This is a genomic window from Albirhodobacter sp. R86504, from assembly GCF_042466415.1.
Lineage (GTDB): Bacteria > Pseudomonadota > Alphaproteobacteria > Rhodobacterales > Rhodobacteraceae > Albirhodobacter.
Window position 1 is genome coordinate 382,056 of the sequence record NZ_JAXHCH010000002.1, and the last position, 17,268, is coordinate 399,323.

The following is a 17,268-nucleotide window of genomic DNA, read 5'->3' on the forward strand; positions in this document are numbered from 1 at the left end:
CCCCCCATTTTTAACGGGGTGAGTTCGTAGAATTTACGCGGCCATTTTCAGTTTCTGGGCGGGTGTGATGCCGCCGATGCCCATATTCGGGCGGTCGTTATTGTAAGTCCATAGCCATTGCGTGGCGTGATCTTGTGCCTCCTCGATGCTTTCGATGATGTATTGGTCGAGCCATTCATGCCGAACCGTTCGGTTGTAGCGCTCGATGTAGGCGTTCTGTTGCGGCTGGCCTGGTTGGATGTGCCGGATGGTAACTCCATGTTTCTCCGCCCATTTCATCAGCTTTTCACTGATGTATTCGGGGCCATTGTCCACCCGAATGGTGCCTGGCTTGCCACGCCATTCGATGATCCGGTCAAGGCTCCGGATCACGCGCTCGGCAGGCAAGGAAAAGTCCACCTCGATGCCCAGCCCTTCGCGGTTGAAGTCGTCCAGCACGTTCAGCAACCGAAAGGCACGGCCATCACCCAGCCGGTCAGCCATGAAGTCCATCGACCAGGTCATGTTCGGGGCTTCAGGCACCGCCAGCGCTTCAGGTTTGTCCCGCTTTAACCGCTTGCGGGGCTTGATCCGCAGGTTCAACTCCAGCTCGCAGTAGATCCGATAAACCCGTTTGTGGTTCCATGGATGCCCCTTCACATTGCGCAAATGCAGAAAACACAGCCCAAACCCCCAAGTCTTACGGGCGTCCGTCAGACCGGTCAGTAGATCGGCGATCTCTTCGTTCTCGGCACGCAACTGCGATGCTTGCCCCACGTCGCGCCACTGCATGCTCGGCCATCTCGCGGCGTTGAGATGGCCCAGTCACTTTTTTCCCAGGGCTTCCTTCAGCAAATCCGCCTGCATGCTCAGGTCCGCATACATCCGCTTCAACCGCCGGTTCTCATCTTCCATGGCCTTCATCTGGCTGACCATGGACGCATCCATGCCGCCATACTTTGCCCGCCACTTATAGAACGACGCGTTGCTCATCCCATGCTCGCGGCAAAGCTCAGCCACCGGCACACCGCCCTCAGCTTGGCGCAGGATCGCAAGAATCTGGGGTTCGCTATATCTGGTCATCTTCATCTGAATCTCCTCATGCATCTTGCCGAGAAAATTCTACTTCCGCAGCCCCTTACTTTCGGGGGGATTATCTCGTCAATGTCCGGTTTCGCGAGCCGTTTCCAAAACGGTGTGTTGATTTCCACTTAGGCTCCAGACTCATTGATTTATAACCAGAACAAGATGGTTGCTGCGAGGGCGATTGCAGACAGAAATACCTTTGGGCATCGATCGTATCGGGTGGAGACCCTTTTCCAGCCTTTCAGGCGACCGAACATTACCTCGATCTGTTACCTGGCAGCGCATGTTTACATGTGTGAGAAGGCGGTTACATCGTTTGTAGCGGCGCTTGTCATATTTTACGGGCTTGTCGCGCGACTTTCGTCCTAGTATACACGGCGTTATCCCCTTATCTACAAGGGCCTCACGGAACCAATCCGCATCATACCCTCGGTCACCCAATAATCAATCGGCGGTTGGCAGGCTCTTCACGAGGGCTCTGGCCCCAGTGTAATCGCTGACCTGGCCTGCGGTCATGAAGAACCGGATCGGCCCTCCAACCGTGTCGGTGACGGCATGCAACTTCGTGTTCATGTCGCCTTTTGTCCGCCCGATCAGACGTCCACGCCCCCCTTTTTCAACCGCAGGCTTGAGGCCGTGCGGTGCGCTTTGAGGTAGGTCGCGTCGATCGAGATGGTTTTATTGTCAGGTGCCTCTGCGGCCAGTTCCGTCATGATCCTCGCAAACACACCCATGTCGCACCACCGCTTCCAACGATTGTAAATAGTCTTGGGAGGCCCATACTCCTTGGGTGCATCACACCACCGCAACCCATTGCGATTGATGAAGATAATACCGCTGAGCACGCGCCCCCTCTCGGCGATGCAACGCATCGCCTGCCCCGCAACGGATCATCAACGCGGTGCACACCATGGCTCTTCGGAAAATATGGCCGGAGCGGCACCATCTGGTCTTCGCTCAGCCAGTAAAGATTGCTCATAATCACCCCTCAGTTCGAGCGGCTTGCATCATGCAGGCCTGACAGCCTCAAGTGGATTAATGGGTCCTGAGCCTTATGTGTGCCGAACATCAGAAGGCTGCGGCCTTGCTGTATAATGACCAGGATGGCCCGATCATACATCTCGGACCGGGCAGGCAAGGCAAGTCAGAAGCCAACGATATTCTTGGAAATCTCGAAGCAGCAGAACCAACGATTTTGCGAGTTGTGCAAGATTCGAAAAGTTCCTTGCCGCCTCAAGTCGTTGATTGGGTTGAACAGCTCCTTAAGGCTTTGCCGTTTCCTCAGTCTCTGCTTTTCGAGGACGGCTGGTCGGAGGTGACACCTTCTGAAAACGCTCTTACGTTGATAGTTGGTGTACGTGAATTTCTTGCTCGTCAAATCGAAGTGCAAGCCAGAGGAAACGCGAGGGATTTTCGAGCCGCTTTATCGTGGCCGACTGTCATGAGTATTATACCTATAAACCCATGACAGTCGGCCACGATAAAGCGAGTGGTCCAGTCGGGGACTTCTGTCGCTGTCTGTCGGAAATTTTCGAGTTGGTCGGGCTTCAGCCAAAGGTCGTTGACTTAGCTTCACTCGCAAAGCGCTGCCCTGAGGCGGACGAATTACTTATGCGCTAAAGAGCTTATTTTGCTCACCCGATCGGTCGCGTTGGCCATCTCGAGATGCTGTTTACAAAAGTTGGATGGGTTGAAAACATGACATTCCGCGAGAAGTTACGAAACCTGTCGGCAATGAAATGTAGCCGACTGGAGTACTTACAATGTCAGAACATTTGTTCGAGCGGGCGCGGCTATACGACGAATCCGACCTGGAGCTTGAGGCCATCGCGCCTCGTCAGAAGCGCGCACATTGGCGCCATCGCCGCGTTGGCCCGGCTTTTCTGAAGTTTGGGAGGCGTGTAAAGTGAGCTACTCCCCATTTGTTGGACAGGATCTGGCGTAAATTAAGCTACTCTTTGCACCTGCTGATCGGGGTTGGTTGTTTTAATTCTCTGCCAATAGACCACGGCAGGTGGCCTGCCGCCAAGCGAGGAATGCGGTCGCTTGTGATTGTAGAACTCGATCCATTTTCTGATGCCTGCTTTCGCCTCCGATCCGGTTTCCCAAGCATGCGGGTAGACGCATTCATACTTCAGGGACCGCCACAGTCGTTCGACGAAGATGTTGTCAAGGAAGCGGCCCTTGCCATCCATTGAAATGCGGACATTTGAGCGGCTCAGTCGGTCTGTCCATGCAAACGATGTGAACTGTGAGCCTTGGTCGGTATTCATAATCTCAGGCGGGCCGAACTTGTGGATCGCTTCGTTCAACGCATCGACGCAAAACTCTGCCTCCAGCGTGTTTGAGATGCGCCAAGCCAGCACCTTGCGTGTGTGCCAGTCCATGATTGCCACAAGATACAAGAATCCGCGCCGCATTGGCAGATAGGTAATGTCGGCGCACCAGACTTGGTTGGGCCGATTTACCCGCAACCCACGCAGCAGGTAAGGATAAATCTTGTGCCCCTTTGCCGCCTTGCTGGTGTTCGGCTTCTGATAGATGGGCATGAGGCCCATCAGCCGCATAATGCGTCTGATCCGTTTCTCGTTTACGACGTGATCCTCATTTCGCAGGTGCCAAGTCATCTGGCGCACGCCGTAAAACGGGGTTTCCAGGAACTGCTTATCAATCAGCCGCATCAGGTCGAGGTTCATTTCACTTTCGCCTTTCGGCTCATAATAGAACGAGGATCGAGAGATCGACAGCAACGCGCATTGCTTCCCAACAGACAGCCCAGGCAGATTGGGCTCAACCATCTTGCACCTCATTTGTCGGTCCAGGGTTTGAGCTTTCTTGCCAAAAAATCGTTGGCGACGGCCAACTCCCCAATCTTGGCGTGCAGGTCTTTGACCTGCTCTTCATCGACTTCCGGTGCCTTCCGGCCGCCACGCTCAAATACGCCAGACGCACCTTCAAGCAGAGCACGTTTCCATTGATGGATCATCGTGGGATGCACGCCGAACCGACTGGCCAGCTCGCTGACCGTCTCTTCGCCCTTCAGCGCTTCCAACGCTACCTTGGCTTTGAATTCTGGATGATGTTGCTTCCGTTTCGACATCGTCGATCTCCTTCGTGTTGAAGATCAACAGACAACAAATCGCAGCTTACGTCAGTGTCCTAATTTTAGGGGGTAGCTCAGTCATTCGTGACGCGGATCTGGCGGAAATGAAAGGCTGGAGTTGCGACAAAGTTTGTGTTTTATCCCAAGGTTTGATGGTGCGATCCTTTTTATGGAATGGAAGGCAGCCATGTGGGACAAGTTCGTCACGGGAGCGCCACGGCCACGCACGCGGTCAGAGCTACAATAATGAGGGCCGGTCCGCCATTGGTTCGAGGGATGGCCCGAATGATCGCAAGCGTGCGACGGTCGAAGACTTTAAAACTGGGCCTAAAGAGCCGCGTTCGACCGTTCTTACGGAAGCGGAGGAAGCAATGATCGTCGCGTTCCGGCGGCATACGCTGTTGCTGCTGGATGATTGCCTCTATGCCCTCCAGCCATCGATTCCGCATCCATTGCCCTCTCATCGTTTGCGCAGCAAACGATGAGAGGGAGACACGGTCGGCACTGCATCGCTGCCTTCATTGGCACGGCATCTCGCGCTTGCCGGATATCGAGGGGGAAAAGCCAAAGCGCCCGAAGTTCAAACGTTACCCCATCGGCTTCTTTCACATCCACTGCCCGGCAGTGCATGTTTACATGCATGAGAGGGGACATCGCCGAGTTTCAGACTGAGGAGGAAAAGCTCTATCTCTTTGTGGGCATTGATCGAGCCAGCAAATTCGCGGTCACCCAACTAGTCGAAAAAGCCAATCGCAAGACAGCCTGGGAATTTCTAGAGCACCTGCTCAAGCAGGTTCCCTACCGCATCCACACGATCCTGACCGACAACGGCATCCAGTTCGCCGAGCAACCCCGGAACAGGAACACAGCGTATTCGCGCCAGATACGCTTCGACATGATCTGCGAGGCAAATGGGATCGAGCACCGCCTGACCAAGCCAAACCATCCGTGGACCAATGGCCCCCCTCTCAACGATTGCCAGCAATCGCCTGCCGGGCAGCGGGTCGAGCGGATGCTTCTCGGCGTTTCCAAAGAATCGCCTGCCAGCCAACGGAACCGGACGATCAAGGAGGCGACCGTCAAGCGCTTCCACTACTAAAGCCACGACCAGTTGCACATGCACCTCACCGACTGCATGGCAGCCTACAACTTCGCCCGCAGACTCAAGACCCTCAACGGGCTCACGCCCTATGAATACATCCGCAAGATCTGGACCTCGGAACCAGATCGATTCATCCTAAAACCGATCCACCAAATGCTGGGACTAAACACCTAAAATGTGCTGTGGCGTCTGGGCCTGAGAGTTTCGGCAAGATGAACAGGCGCGAACGGTCACGCAATGGTGGCGGGATCCGGTCCGCATCATTGGCTGTCATGATCCCGTTCACCCGTGACATGTTGAACGGGATCCTATGATATGGGCATTCAAAATGCTGTGCCGTGCTTGGCGCCAGCATCTGCAGAAGCGACGTCGTCAGGCTGCTCGATATGGCGCGTGTGCTGGAGGCGGTTCCAGCCTTATCGACTTCGTCCACAATCATGAGCGGATTAGCAACTTTGGTTGCCAATACCGTCTTGACGGGTATTTCGGACAGCTCAGCCTCCCAACCTTTTTCGGTCCCCGACGGCTCTGATGATTATAAAGCTGAATACCTGTCGATGGGTTGTCTCACAACTCCCCGCGTTTTCTTGAGGTTCAACATATAGATAGGGCGCCCACTGGGCGCCCTATCTATATACTTGCAATACTCTTCGCGGGATCCTTGCCCCGATTCCGAGACAACTTTGCCCCGATTTACACAAACTCAGTGCGTCCAGACGCCGCGGCGGTCTGTTGCGAAGTTTTCGCCGTAACCGCGCGCACGAACGTTGGGCTTGCGTTTATGAGGTTCGGTGACTGTGTAGGGGATGCCTTTTTCCTTGGCATAGGCCTCGGCTGCCTCGCGCGAGTCGAATTTCAAGCGCACTTGGCTCTGCGTGTCGCTTGATCCCGTCCACCCCATCAGCGGATCGATTTCGCGCGCTTGATCGGGGACGAAATCTAGCATCCAAACGTGGGTTTTCGCCGTGCCCGATTGCATTGCGTTGCGGGCGGGTTGGTAGATGCGTGCGCGCATTAAATCACCTCGGGCAGAATGGGTCGGCATTTCCTGCCGAAATCATGTTTTACGCGTCTTCGCGCTCGCACTCTTATCCTCACATACGGCAAAAAGTGCAAGGGTTCTCGCGTGGTTGAAGGCGCGATGTTTAGTCCCAGATCCCGAAAAAACGGAGGCTTCCTCCTCAAACGGATCAGGCTATCGCCGAGCGCCACGGCTGATTTGGAGATATTTACGGACAGGAGGGTGATTGCCGACCGATGCTGGGGAGCGAGGGGGTGGGGGTGGTGCTTCGGTCGGCAATCTATTTGCTACTTGCATGAACTTTATAGGAACATTTGAAAATATTAGCAATAGAAAATATTCAGCAACTCACTGAATATAAATATAAAATTGGAATATTGTTTTAAGTTTCTGTTAACAATCTCGCTAACCCCTTGCATGCGAACAAAAACAGATCATCTTAGGGGTGGTCAAATGATGCGGAACCCATGCCCCATAACAATACCAATGCCCCGTCCGAGCGCCCCGATGTGCTGACCCGCCCCAAGCTTGAGGGGGGCAAGCGCTTCGTTCTGGCGACTGAATTCGAGCCCGCTGGCGACCAACCGACCGCGATTCGTGAATTGTCGGCGGGTGTTCTATCAGGCGAGCACGATCAGGTTCTTTTGGGCGCGACCGGCACCGGTAAAACCTTCACGATGGCGAAAATCATCGAGGAGACCCAGCGCCCCGCGATTATCCTTGCGCCGAATAAGACCCTCGCCGCGCAATTATACGGAGAATTCAAAGGGTTCTTCCCCGAGAACGCGGTTGAGTATTTCGTATCCTACTACGATTATTACCAGCCCGAAGCCTATGTCGCGCGGTCTGACACCTATATCGAGAAAGAATCGCAGATCAACGAGCAGATCGACCGGATGCGCCACTCCGCCACCCGGGCGCTTTTGGAGCGTGACGACGTGATTATCGTCGCCTCGGTGTCGTGCATCTACGGGATCGGGTCGGTTGAGACCTATTCGGCGATGACGCAAGACATGCATTTGGGGATGCTGATTGATCAACGTGATTTCCTCAAAGAACTCGTCGCGCAGCAATTCAAGCGGCTCGATACCAACCTCGTGCGTGGGTCGTTCCGGGTGCGCGGCGATAGCGTCGAGGTCTGGCCCGCCCACCTTGATGATCGCGCTTGGCGCTTTTCGTTCTTCGGAGAAGAGCTTGAGGCAATCACGGAATTTGATCCGCTGACGGGGCAGAAAACCGATAGTTTCGAGAAAATCCGGATCTATGCGAACTCGCATTACGTGACGCCGCGCCCGACGATGCAGCAGGCGATCAAAGGGATCCGCACAGAGCTGCACCACACGTTGAAGCGCTTCAACGACGAGGGGAAGCTCCTCGAGGCGCAGCGGATTGAGCAGCGCACGAATTTCGATCTCGAGATGTTGGAGGCGACCGGCGTTTGCAACGGGATCGAGAACTATTCGCGCTATCTGACGGGGCGCGCACCGGGCGAGCCGCCCCCCACCTTGTTCGAGTTCATTCCTGACAATGCCATTGTTTTTGCTGACGAATCCCACGTTTCCGTGCCGCAAATCGGCGGCATGTACAAGGGTGACTTTAGGCGCAAATCGACGCTGGCGGAGCACGGATTCCGCCTGCCGTCCTGCATGGATAACCGCCCCCTGAAGTTCGAGGAATGGGACGCGATGCGGCCTCAGACCGTGTTCGTCTCCGCAACCCCCGCCCCATGGGAGCTGCAGCAGACGGGGGGCGTCTTTACCGAACAGGTGATCCGTCCAACGGGCCTCCTTGATCCTGTCATCGAAATCAGGCCTGTCGAGATGCAGGTCGATGACTTGCTGGACGAGATCCGCGTTGTCACCGCCAAGGGGCTTCGGGTGCTTGTCACCACATTGACCAAGCGGATGGCCGAGGATCTGACGGAGTATTTCCACGAACAGGGCATCCGTATCCGCTATATGCATTCGGATATCGATACGATTGAACGCATTGAAATTCTGCGAGATTTGCGGCTCGGGACGTTTGATGTCCTGGTCGGGATCAACTTGCTGCGCGAAGGGTTGGATATTCCCGAATGTGGTCTCGTGGCGATTTTGGATGCCGATAAGGAAGGCTTCCTGCGGTCGGAGACGTCCTTGGTGCAAACCATCGGCCGTGCTGCGCGCAACGCGGACGGCCGCGTCATTATGTATGCCGATCGGATCACCGGATCGATGGAGCGCGCGATGGGCGAGACCAATCGTCGGCGCGCCAAGCAAGAGGCCTATAATGTGGCGCATGGCATCACGCCAATGACGGTGCGCAAGAACGTGGAGGACGTGCTCGCGGGGCTCTACAAAGGCGATGTCGATATGAACCGCGTGACGGCGAAGGTCGAGCCGATGATGGGGTCCAACCTCGCGGCGCATCTCGATGCCATGCGCCTGCAGATGCGCAAAGCGGCGGAGAATTTGGAATTCGAGGAAGCTGCCCGCCTGCGCGACGAGGTCAAGCGTTTGGAGGCGGTGGAACTCGCGGTCTCTGACGATCCGCTCGCGCGGCAATCCGCCGTTGACGCCGCCGCCGAGGCCGCCGTCAACGCGCGGGGGCGCTCCACCGCAGGTCGCGCAGGGCAACGCGGCGGCAACAAGCGCAGCAAAAAGGGCGGGGCCTAACCGCCGGATTAGGGGTGGTGCGGGGGGTCAGTAAACCCCCGCAACCTCGTACATTACCGGTTCGAACCCGCGACAAAGCGTGCCGATGTGACGGTTGCGTTTGATCATTTCGGGGTTGCGCAGCATGGCTTGGTAATCCTCGCGCCGCTGCCATTTGGAATAATTCGCGATCCGTGTTTGGGCATCATTCATATGCAAGCCCGCGCCGATGAAGCCCGGTTGATGGCGAATGCAATTGGCGTAGGCGTCTTGCAGCGCGTCCATCAGGTCTTGTGCGGTGGCGGGGCTCATTTCGAAGGTGCAAATAACGGTCTGTCCGTGGAAGTCACTTGAGATATCGGTCATGCGTTTCTCCTCTCCCTCGGGGTAGAATGGCACAGCGGTGACAGAAAATCACCTGTTAGCTGCGGGCTCCCGCCGATCAGCTTGCGCCGCGCACAGGCGCGATTTACTGTCGTCACATGATGATTGATCCTAACCACCCGTTTTTCGCCAAACGCTGGCGCAGGCTGCTTGCGGTCGCGTTTCCTATTGTGTGGGGTTTTGTTGAACTTGCCCTTGGAAATACGGCATGGGCTGCGGGATTTGTGGCGGTCGGCGCCTATGCGGGATGGGTTTTGCTCCTCAAGCCGCGGGCGTGAGGGCGTGGTGCCTTACGGTGGAAAACATACCCCAGATGGCGGCTAACCCGCGCTAATCGCGACTGATTTGATAATGGCGAAGACATCTTCCCCCGCGCGCAGGTCGAGCAGATTGACCGAACGCTGCGTCAGGCGGGCGGTGATGATCGCCTCGCGGCATTGCATCGTGACAAGCGCCGCGCCCTCCAACATATCAAGCGCAATGATTTTCGCGGGCAGGACGTTGAGCGCGGAAATGGCTTCGGGTTTGTGCCGCGCGATCATGACATCTGCCGCCGGGATCCGCAAACGCACCGTCCGGCCCACCGGCTGGGTTTGCGACTGGCTTGGGACGATGATCGCTCCCGCGGGCGTTTGAAACTCGCTGACACCGTCCGCATGATGGGTCTGCAGGCGGGCATCCAACACCGCGCCGGTGCCACGTGGGCCGAGATAGGGCGCGGCGGTGGCATCGGTCAGCACGGTGGCCAGATCGCCCTGCGCCTTCACCAACCCGCCATCGAGCACCACGATCCTGCGCGCCAGCCGCGTGACCTCCGTGAGGGCATGGCTGACGTAGATCACGGGCAGGGCCTTTGCGATGTCCTCAATCAGCGGCAAGATCAGATCGCGGCGGGGCTGGTCCAGCGCAGCAAGGGGCTCGTCCATCAGCATCAGCTCAGGCGCTGACATCATCGCCCGAGCGAGCGACACGCGCGCGGCTTCGCCCCCCGACAACGCATGAGGGCGGCGTTTCGCGAGATGGGCGACGCCCATCATCTCCAATGCGTCCATCGGCGCCTGTGGCAATCCGGCGGCGGGCAAACGGTTCCGGGCGTGACGCTGCGCGAAGCGCAGGTTCCCCAAAACGCTCAGATGGGCGAAAAGGCGCGGCTCTTGGAAAACATAGCCTATCCGGCGCGCTTCAGGCGGGGTGAAGCGGTTAGCATCTTGCCAGACTTGGCCGCCCCATGTCACGCGGCCAAGGGCCCCGCGTTCCAATCCTGCGATGACACGCAGCAGCGTCGATTTCCCCGCGCCCGAGGGCCCGAAGAGGGCACAGACGCCCGTGGCATCGATTTGCGTCCGGATTTTCAAGAGGGGTGCGTTGGTCCCGTTGAGGGTGAGGTCAAGATCAAGCATCGCGCGGACCTTCTTCCTCAAGCGCCACCGACTGCGCGGATGCCGCGCGCGACCTGCGCCCTCGGTGCGGCGGTCGTCGTAACACATAGACGGCCATCAGCGTGGCAAAAGACAGCGCAAGCATGAGGGCCGACAGCAGATGCGCGCTTGCGAGCTGGATCGTCTCAACATGCTCGTAAATTGCGATGGAAATCACCTTGGTGCGCCCCTCGATATTGCCCCCCACCATCAAAACCACGCCAAACTCGCCCAAAGTATGCGCGAAAGTCAGGACGCCGCCCGTCAGCAAGCCACGGGCCGCGAGCGGTAAGGCGACGGTAAAGAAGCGCGCGCTAGGGCGGGCGCCGAGGCTTGCGGCGGCCTCAAACGGGGCTTGGCCGAGCGCCTCGAAGGCGGCTTGCGCGGGTTGCACGGCGAAGGGAAGCGAATAAAGGCATGAGGCAAAGACCAGCCCCGCGAAGGAAAAGGTCAGGGTTGATCCGGTCAGCGCATTGAAAACGCCGCCCAAAGGGGCGTCAGGCGCGAAGAGGATTAACAGGTAAAACCCCAAAACGGTGGGCGGCAATACGAGCGGTAACGCCGTGAGCGTCTCGATGAACGGACGTAGCCGCGACCGCGTTTGTGATAGCCACCAAGCCAGCGGTGTCGCAAGGACAAGCAAGACCGCCGTCGTCACGAGCCCGAGTTGCACCGAGAGCGCGAGCGGACCCAAGGCATCTGCCAAGGCTTGCGAGGAGAACAACGCCGCATTCATGGTGCGGATTGGTCGGCTGCCGCGTCCGGCAACGCGTAGCCGGACGCTTGAATGATCGCGCCTGCCTGCGGTGTCGCGAGCCACGTAGCGAACGCTTTGGCGGCCTCGTTTTGTGCGCCGTGTTCAAGCAAAACGAGATCTTGCCGGATGGGCGCGTGATACGGGGCAGGCACGGGCCAGACCTCGGGCGCACCCGCATCCGGCAGGGCGGAGGCCGCGATAAAGCCGAGATCGGCGGCTTTCGTCGCCACCAAAGCGTAGGCTTGGCCAATATTCTCGCCGGTCACAATTTTCGCGTCCCAAACGGTGCCCGCCGAACTCGGGTGAAGCTTGGCGAGCGTCTCGCGCGCGGCCAAACCATAGGGCGCAAGGGCAGGGTTCGCGATGGCGATATGGCGCGCGGCTTCAAGGGATGTCACCGGATCTGTAATCGGTGCGCCGCCCGCCCACATCAAAAGTGCGCCCACAGCATAGCTCGCCTGCGATCCCGCGACGGCATCACCGGTTTCGATCAGATGTGAGGGCGTCGTCACATCGGCGGACAAAAACAGGTCGAAGGGCGCGCCCGATGAGATCTGTGCGGCGAGCTTGCCGGTGGAGCCCGCAGCGAGGGTGATGCGATGCTCCGAATGGGCCTCAAAGGCGGTTACCAATTGATCTGCGACGGGTTTGAAATTCGTCGCCACGGCAACGATCGCGGTTTGGGAAGCCGTAACCCCATCGGCGCGCGCGGCCTGTGCGTGAAGCGCGGCAGACACGACGAGGGCGGTCACAAGATGCTGCGCCCGTCTCGCGGTGCGATGTGTGAAGGCTTTCATCAGGTTTCTCCCTCTTGCGGCCGCAGGCGTGATCCCGATGCCGCCCCGCAAAGCGATATAGCGCAAGACGGCCCGAATAAACCCTGTTCGCGATCAGGAGGTGTCGATCTTGCCGCCTGAGATACGCGGAGTGAGAACAGATTTATTCCAGATTAAAAAATATGACGATTTTGTAACAGTTTTCTTGCGAGAATCTCAAAAGGCGGCAAACCTGCGATGAGTGGGTGCGATTTGTGACACCGGCATCAGAACCGTCTTAAGACTGTCACATCCCGAGCCTAGGTCTATCGCAGCCGTTTTGAGCGGTTTGAGATAACCGAAACATCGGACTTTAACGGGGAGAGACCCATGACGTTTAAAGGTAAAGCGCTGTCTGGCGCGATGGTTGCTTTGATGGCATCGACCGCGATGCTTCAGGCGCAAGATATGGCGGCTCTTGAGGCCGCTGCGAAAGCCGAAGGCATGTTGACCACCATCGCTTTGCCACATTCGTGGTGTGGCTATGGCGATGTGATCGCAGGGTTTAAAGCGAAATACCCCGAGATCACCGTCAACGAACTCAACCCTGACGCAGGCTCGGCCGACGAGTTGGAAGCGATCCGCGCGAACAAAGACAACACCGGCCCGCAGGCGCCTGACGTCATCGACGTTGGCTTGTCTTTCGGCCCTGCAGCGAAAGAGGAAGGCCTCTTGCAGCCATACAAGGTTGCGGCTTGGGATGAGATTCCCGACGCAGTCAAAGACGCGGAAGGCTATTGGTACGGCGATTATTACGGCGTTCTGTCGTTCATGGTGAACAAGGATATGGTCGACAATACGCCTGCCGATTGGGCGGATTTGTTGAAGCCTGAATATAACGGCATGGTCGCGCTTGCGGGTGATCCGCGCGCCTCGAACCAAGCAATCCTGGCCGTTTTGGCGGCCGGTGTGGCAGCGGGCGGCGCGCCTGGTGCTGACTCCGGTCAAAAGGGTTTGGAATATTTCGCCGAGATGAACAAAACGGGCAATTTTGTGCCTGTCATCGGCAAGCCTGGCACTTTGGCGCAGGGCTCGACCCCGATTGTCATCAACTGGGATTACAACGCACTTGCGGCGAAGGACAGCTTGAACGGCAATCCACCGCTTGAGGTTGTTGTGCCTGAAAACGGTGTTGTTGCGGGCGTCTACGTTCAGGGCATCTCGGCCTATGCGCCGCATCCAAACGCGGCAAAGCTGTGGATGGAGTATATCTATTCTGACGAGGGGCAGAACCTCTGGCTGAAGGGGTATTGCCACCCTGCGCGCTTCAACGCGATGGTTAAGGCGGGCAAGGTGCCGCAAGATTTGATCGACGCGCTGCCGCCGGCCGCAGCCTATGAGAAGGCCGTGTTCCCGTCGCTCGACGAGCAAGCGGCGAATAAAGACGCGGTGACGGGCGGCTGGGATGCTGTCGTCGGCGCGAACGTGCAATAAGCGATAACGGCCCGCCCCGATTTGCAGGGTTCATGCAGATCGGGGCGGGCTCATTCCCCATATGGCACACACCACATCCCGTCGATTTAACATGAGCGTCTGGCTCGGGGTCCTTCCTTTCCTGATCTTCACGCTGCTGTTTCTCATTCTCCCCACGATGAACATCGTGCTGGGGGCTTTTCGTACGCCTGATGGCGCGATGACACTCGCCAATCTCAAAGGCCTGTTTACCCCGTCGATCATGGCCTCTTACTGGATCTCGATCAAAGTCTCGCTGGCTTCGGCGTTGTTTGGCTGTTTGATCGGGTTCGGGATCGCGGCCTCCGTTACGTTGGGTGGTTTGCCTGCATGGATCCGTGGCCCGCTGATGACGTTTTCCGGCGTGGCCTCCAACTTTGCCGGGGTGCCGCTGGCGTTTGCGTTTCTCGCGACGCTGGGGCGTCTTGGCCTTGTGACGGTTTTGCTGAAATCGTGGTTCGGGATCAATATCTATGCGATGGGCTTTAACCTTCTGTCGTTCTGGGGGCTGACGCTCACCTATCTGTTTTTCCAAATTCCGCTGATGGTTCTGATTATCACGCCTGCGCTGGATGGGCTGCGGCGTGAGTGGCGCGAGGCGGCATCGGTTCTGGGCGCGACCGGCCCCCAATACTGGCGGCTGGTGGCTTTGCCGATCTTGATGCCCTCGCTGATGGGGACGTTCGCCCTGTTGTTCGCGAACGCCTTTGGCGCGGTGGCGACGGCCTACGCGCTGACGGGCTCGTCACTTTCTATCGTGCCGATTGTGTTGTTCGCGCAAATTCGCGGAGATGTCTTGGGCGATCCGCACCTCGGCTACGCGTTGGCCTTCGGGATGATTGTGATCACCGGCATCGCCAATGCGATTTATATCTGGCTGCGCATGCGGGCCGAGAGGTGGATGCAATGAGCCGGTTCTGGTCATGGGTCGCCTTTTCTCTGGGGGCGCTTTACTTCCTGTTGCCTTTGCTGGGGACGCTGGAATTTTCGCTCAAAATGCGACGCGGCGAGTATAGTCTCGATGCGTATCGTGCGGTTCTCAACGATCCGCAATTCCAGCAAACCTTCGGGTTCTCTGTCGTAATGGCGCTATTTACGATCGCGTTCGGGATGCTGCTTGTGGTGCCGACGGCCTATTGGGTGCGCCTGCGGATGCCGAAGCTGCGCCCCTTCATCGAATTCGTCACGCTGATGCCCTTGGTCATTCCGCCGATCGTGATCGTGTTCGGCTATATCCGTATCTACAACACATCTTCGTTCCTTCCGATGACGGGTTCGGCGCTGGGCACAAATCTTCTGTTGATGTTCGGTTATACGACCTTGTCGTTGCCCTATATGTACCGCGCCGTTGATACCGGCTTGCGCACGATTGATGTCGCAACATTGACGGAGGCGGCGCAATCCTTGGGGGCTGGATGGGTGACCATTCTCGCGCGGGTCATCATGCCAAACGTTCTCATTGCGGTTCTTTCGGGGGCGTTTGTGACCTTCGCGATCGTGATCGGTGAATTCGTTCTCGCGGCGCTTCTCAATCGTCCGGCCTTCGGCCCCTACCTGCAATTGATCGGGGCGAATAAAGCCTATGAGCCGGCCGCTTTGGCGGTAATTTCCTTCGCTATAACATGGGGGTGCATGGGGCTGATCCAGCTTGTCACCCGCTTCACCAAACATAACAGACCGGCGGTTAAATGACGTTTCTCACCCTTCAAAACCTCGAGAAAACCTTTGGAACCAACCGTGTGGTTAAGGATTTCTCGCTCACCGTCGAGCGCGGCGAGTTTGTGTCGTTGCTCGGGCCTTCGGGATGCGGGAAAACGACCGTGCTGCGAATGGTCGCGGGGTTCGAAACGCCGACCTCTGGCGGTATCACGATCGATAACGCTGATGTCACGGGTTTCAAACCTAATCAGCGCAATATCGGGATGGTCTTCCAATCCTATGCGCTGTTCCCGAATTTGACGGTGGCGGAGAATGTTGCGTTCGGGTTGAAGGTTAAAGGCACGCCGAAGGTTGAGCGCCTTGCCCGCGTGCAAGAGATGCTGGATCTGATCGGCCTGCCCGATTTGGGCGGGCGTTATCCTTATCAACTCTCGGGTGGGCAGCAGCAGCGTGTCGCCTTGGCGCGGGCCCTCGCGCCGCGCCCGCAGGTGCTTTTGCTCGACGAGCCACTCTCGGCGCTTGACGCAAAGATTCGCGTGTCGTTGCGCAATGAGATCCGCGAGATCCAGAAACGTCTTGGGATTACGACGATTTTCGTCACGCATGACCAAGAAGAAGCCCTGTCAATGTCGGATCGGATCGTGGTGATGCATGGCGGCGTTGCGGATCAGGTCGGCACCCCGTTCGAGATTTACAACCAACCCGCCACGCGCTTCGTGGCGCAGTTCGTGGGTACGCTGAACACGTTGACAGGCAAGGTCGTGGATACGGCGACGGGCGGTATCCGGTTGGCGGGGCAGGATATTACACTGGGCCGACCGCTCCCCGCCGGGCCCGTGACGCTTGCCGCGCGCCCCGAGGCGATCTCGCTGACGCAAGGGGATCTGGTGATGCCTGCTTTGATTACGGGCGTTGATTTTCTCGGCTCCGTCATCCGGATCACGGCTTTGGCGGGGGGCGAGACCCTGGCCTTTGATACCTTCAACAGCCCGAGCGCCGCACCGCCGCATATCGGCGCGGAGGTGGATCTGCGCTTGAACGCCCAGGATCTGCTTGTGCTGTCCGACTGAGGCTTGACGCCGCCGCTGACGCCTCCGACTATCGGCCCCGAGAACTGCCCGATGTCGGGCGGCAAGAAAGACGTAATGAGATGATGACGCTTGAACGCGAAGACCCGACCCAGCCCGATCTCGCGCTGTTGCATGAACGCCATACGGAGGCGATGAACTGCGATACTCCGCCCGAATCCGTGCATATGATCCCGGCGAGCGGGTTGAAACGACCCGATATCGCTTTCTTTGTGTTGCGCGAGTCGGGGAAGCCTTTGGCGATGGGCGCGTGGAAACTGCTGAGCGCGGCTCATGCGGAGATCAAATCGATGCATGTCCTGCAAGAGGCACGGGGCAGGGGGCTTGCGCGCCAATTTCTGCGCGACTTGATTGCGCAAGCGCGATTCGAGGGCATCGAACGTCTCTCGCTAGAGACCGGCGTCCAACCGAGCTTCATTGCGGCGCGCGGCCTTTATCTCTCGGAGGGGTTTGAGGAATGTCCGCCTTTCGGCGACTACCGGCTTGATCCCAACTCGGTGTTTATGACACGCGCCCTCTAAGCTTTTGCGCATCGTCCCTCTTGCCCTTTCGCCCTCATTCGCGCAAAACGGTCGCGCAGAGTGGTCCCGTAGCTCAGCTGGATAGAGCAGCCGCCTTCTAAGCGGCTGGTCGGGGGTTCGAGTCCTCCCGGGATCGCCACTACACCCACATCTACCGACTCCCAGAAAGCGCCCGCCGAGCATCAAGTCCGGCGTCGGGACACTGATGCGCGCGGGCTCATCGGTGCGGCTTCGGGGGCTGTCGCGTCAC

The 17,268-nt window shown here is 57.9% G+C and carries 15 protein-coding genes, 1 tRNA gene and 3 pseudogenes; 9 read left to right on the forward strand and 10 right to left on the reverse strand.

Annotated elements, in window-relative coordinates:
* Positions 1 to 33: 33 nt before the first annotated feature.
* The 3 genes and pseudogenes from SJY32_RS03900 to SJY32_RS03910 form a co-directional block, all read right to left on the reverse strand.
* Positions 34 to 771 (reverse strand): IS3 family transposase, encoded by a 738-nt coding sequence (locus SJY32_RS03900; RefSeq protein WP_376877559.1) that lies wholly within the window; start codon positions 769 to 771, stop codon positions 34 to 36.
* Positions 764 to 1,068 (reverse strand): annotated as a pseudogene (locus tag SJY32_RS03905) (transposase); the annotation flags it as partial. The pseudogene SJY32_RS03905 and the gene SJY32_RS03900, both read right to left, overlap by 8 nt.
* A gap of 143 nt (positions 1,069 to 1,211) precedes the next feature.
* Positions 1,212 to 2,044: pseudogene (locus tag SJY32_RS03910) on the reverse strand (IS5 family transposase).
* Between the two features lie 105 nt (positions 2,045 to 2,149).
* On the opposite strand from SJY32_RS03910, the gene SJY32_RS03915 reads away from it, so the two are divergent.
* A complete protein-coding gene (locus tag SJY32_RS03915) occupies positions 2,150 to 2,533 on the forward strand; it encodes a hypothetical protein (protein ID WP_376871832.1) in 384 nt (127 codons plus the stop codon).
* A gap of 478 nt (positions 2,534 to 3,011) precedes the next feature.
* Here SJY32_RS03915 and SJY32_RS03920 read toward each other — a convergent pair.
* Positions 3,012 to 4,165, reverse strand: a protein-coding gene (locus SJY32_RS03920; RefSeq protein ID WP_376870199.1) for an IS3 family transposase whose coding sequence is annotated in 2 segments (ribosomal slippage) — positions 3,012 to 3,898 and positions 3,898 to 4,165 — 1,155 coding nt in all. Because the reading frame shifts where the segments join, the coding sequence is not laid out codon by codon here.
* A 192-nt stretch (positions 4,166 to 4,357) separates the two neighbouring features.
* Here SJY32_RS03920 and SJY32_RS03925 point away from each other — a divergent pair.
* A pseudogene (locus SJY32_RS03925) lies at positions 4,358 to 5,444 on the forward strand (DDE-type integrase/transposase/recombinase).
* Here the strand turns inward: SJY32_RS03925 and SJY32_RS03930 are convergent.
* Both SJY32_RS03930 and SJY32_RS03935 read right to left on the reverse strand, forming a co-directional pair.
* Complete coding sequence (locus SJY32_RS03930) at positions 5,401 to 5,736, reverse strand: AAA family ATPase (protein WP_376871835.1); 336 nt, start codon at positions 5,734 to 5,736, stop codon at positions 5,401 to 5,403. The pseudogene SJY32_RS03925 and the gene SJY32_RS03930 sit on opposite strands and share 44 nt — an antisense overlap.
* A gap of 237 nt (positions 5,737 to 5,973) precedes the next feature.
* Positions 5,974 to 6,285 carry an ETC complex I subunit gene (locus SJY32_RS03935; protein ID WP_376871837.1) on the reverse strand — a complete coding sequence of 104 codons (312 nt, stop codon included), beginning with the start codon at positions 6,283 to 6,285 and terminating at the stop codon, positions 5,974 to 5,976.
* 473 nt (positions 6,286 to 6,758) lie between these two features.
* On the opposite strand from SJY32_RS03935, the gene uvrB reads away from it, so the two are divergent.
* Positions 6,759 to 8,945, forward strand: coding sequence for an excinuclease ABC subunit UvrB (uvrB, locus tag SJY32_RS03940; protein ID WP_376871839.1), 2,187 nt, complete (start codon positions 6,759 to 6,761; stop codon positions 8,943 to 8,945).
* 27 nt (positions 8,946 to 8,972) lie between these two features.
* Here the strand turns inward: uvrB and SJY32_RS03945 are convergent, their stop codons facing one another.
* The 4 genes from SJY32_RS03945 to modA form a co-directional block, all read right to left on the reverse strand.
* Positions 8,973 to 9,290, reverse strand: a complete 318-nt coding sequence (locus tag SJY32_RS03945; protein WP_376871842.1) for an antibiotic biosynthesis monooxygenase family protein — start codon at positions 9,288 to 9,290, stop codon at positions 8,973 to 8,975.
* Positions 9,291 to 9,628: 338 nt separating this feature from the next.
* Complete coding sequence (gene modC, locus SJY32_RS03950) at positions 9,629 to 10,708, reverse strand: molybdenum ABC transporter ATP-binding protein (RefSeq protein ID WP_376871844.1); 1,080 nt, start codon at positions 10,706 to 10,708, stop codon at positions 9,629 to 9,631.
* Entirely contained in the window at positions 10,701 to 11,462 is a 762-nt protein-coding gene (gene modB / locus SJY32_RS03955; RefSeq protein WP_376871847.1) for a molybdate ABC transporter permease subunit, read from the reverse strand. Before modB ends, modC begins: the two co-directional genes overlap by 8 nt.
* Positions 11,459 to 12,280, reverse strand: a complete 822-nt coding sequence (modA, locus tag SJY32_RS03960) for a molybdate ABC transporter substrate-binding protein (RefSeq protein WP_376871849.1) — start codon at positions 12,278 to 12,280, stop codon at positions 11,459 to 11,461. The genes modB and modA overlap by 4 nt, the downstream gene beginning before the upstream one ends.
* A gap of 348 nt (positions 12,281 to 12,628) precedes the next feature.
* Here modA and SJY32_RS03965 point away from each other — a divergent pair, with 348 nt between their 5' ends.
* The 6 genes from SJY32_RS03965 (at position 12,629) to SJY32_RS03990 (ending at position 17,157) form a co-directional block, all read left to right on the forward strand.
* The gene (locus tag SJY32_RS03965) at positions 12,629 to 13,732 is read left to right on the forward strand and encodes an ABC transporter substrate-binding protein (protein ID WP_376871852.1); all 1,104 of its coding nucleotides are present in this window, start codon (positions 12,629 to 12,631) and stop codon (positions 13,730 to 13,732) included.
* A 91-nt stretch (positions 13,733 to 13,823) separates the two neighbouring features.
* Positions 13,824 to 14,660: an ABC transporter permease gene (locus SJY32_RS03970; protein ID WP_376871854.1), complete on the forward strand. Its 837-nt coding sequence runs from the start codon at positions 13,824 to 13,826 to the stop codon at positions 14,658 to 14,660.
* Positions 14,657 to 15,442, forward strand: coding sequence for an ABC transporter permease (locus SJY32_RS03975; protein ID WP_376871856.1), 786 nt, complete (start codon positions 14,657 to 14,659; stop codon positions 15,440 to 15,442). The genes SJY32_RS03970 and SJY32_RS03975 overlap by 4 nt, the downstream gene beginning before the upstream one ends.
* The gene (locus tag SJY32_RS03980; RefSeq protein WP_376871858.1) at positions 15,439 to 16,479 is read left to right on the forward strand and encodes an ABC transporter ATP-binding protein; all 1,041 of its coding nucleotides are present in this window, start codon (positions 15,439 to 15,441) and stop codon (positions 16,477 to 16,479) included. Before SJY32_RS03975 ends, SJY32_RS03980 begins: the two co-directional genes overlap by 4 nt.
* An 80-nt stretch (positions 16,480 to 16,559) precedes the next feature.
* A complete protein-coding gene (locus tag SJY32_RS03985; RefSeq protein WP_376871860.1) occupies positions 16,560 to 17,018 on the forward strand; it encodes a GNAT family N-acetyltransferase in 459 nt (152 codons plus the stop codon).
* A gap of 62 nt (positions 17,019 to 17,080) precedes the next feature.
* Positions 17,081 to 17,157, forward strand: a tRNA-Arg gene (locus SJY32_RS03990).
* Positions 17,158 to 17,268 lie beyond the last annotated feature (111 nt).

What these genes read in the sequence shown, in the direction of transcription:
- SJY32_RS03935 (WP_376871837.1), bottom strand. Translation starts at nt 6,285, where the DNA reads ATGCGCGCACGCATCTACCAACCCGCCCGCAACGCAATGCAATCGGGC.
- SJY32_RS03985 (WP_376871860.1), top strand. Translation starts at nt 16,560, where the DNA reads ATGATGACGCTTGAACGCGAAGACCCGACCCAGCCCGATCTCGCGCTG.
- modA (WP_376871849.1), bottom strand. Translation starts at nt 12,280, where the DNA reads ATGAAAGCCTTCACACATCGCACCGCGAGACGGGCGCAGCATCTTGTG.
- SJY32_RS03970 (WP_376871854.1), top strand. Translation starts at nt 13,824, where the DNA reads ATGAGCGTCTGGCTCGGGGTCCTTCCTTTCCTGATCTTCACGCTGCTG.
- SJY32_RS03965 (WP_376871852.1), top strand. Translation starts at nt 12,629, where the DNA reads ATGACGTTTAAAGGTAAAGCGCTGTCTGGCGCGATGGTTGCTTTGATG.
- modC (WP_376871844.1), bottom strand. Translation starts at nt 10,708, where the DNA reads ATGCTTGATCTTGACCTCACCCTCAACGGGACCAACGCACCCCTCTTG.
- uvrB (WP_376871839.1), top strand. Translation starts at nt 6,759, where the DNA reads ATGCCCCATAACAATACCAATGCCCCGTCCGAGCGCCCCGATGTGCTG.
- modB (WP_376871847.1), bottom strand. Translation starts at nt 11,462, where the DNA reads ATGAATGCGGCGTTGTTCTCCTCGCAAGCCTTGGCAGATGCCTTGGGT.
- SJY32_RS03945 (WP_376871842.1), bottom strand. Translation starts at nt 9,290, where the DNA reads ATGACCGATATCTCAAGTGACTTCCACGGACAGACCGTTATTTGCACC.
- SJY32_RS03900 (WP_376877559.1), bottom strand. Translation starts at nt 771, where the DNA reads ATGCAGTGGCGCGACGTGGGGCAAGCATCGCAGTTGCGTGCCGAGAAC.
- SJY32_RS03980 (WP_376871858.1), top strand. Translation starts at nt 15,439, where the DNA reads ATGACGTTTCTCACCCTTCAAAACCTCGAGAAAACCTTTGGAACCAAC.
- SJY32_RS03975 (WP_376871856.1), top strand. Translation starts at nt 14,657, where the DNA reads ATGAGCCGGTTCTGGTCATGGGTCGCCTTTTCTCTGGGGGCGCTTTAC.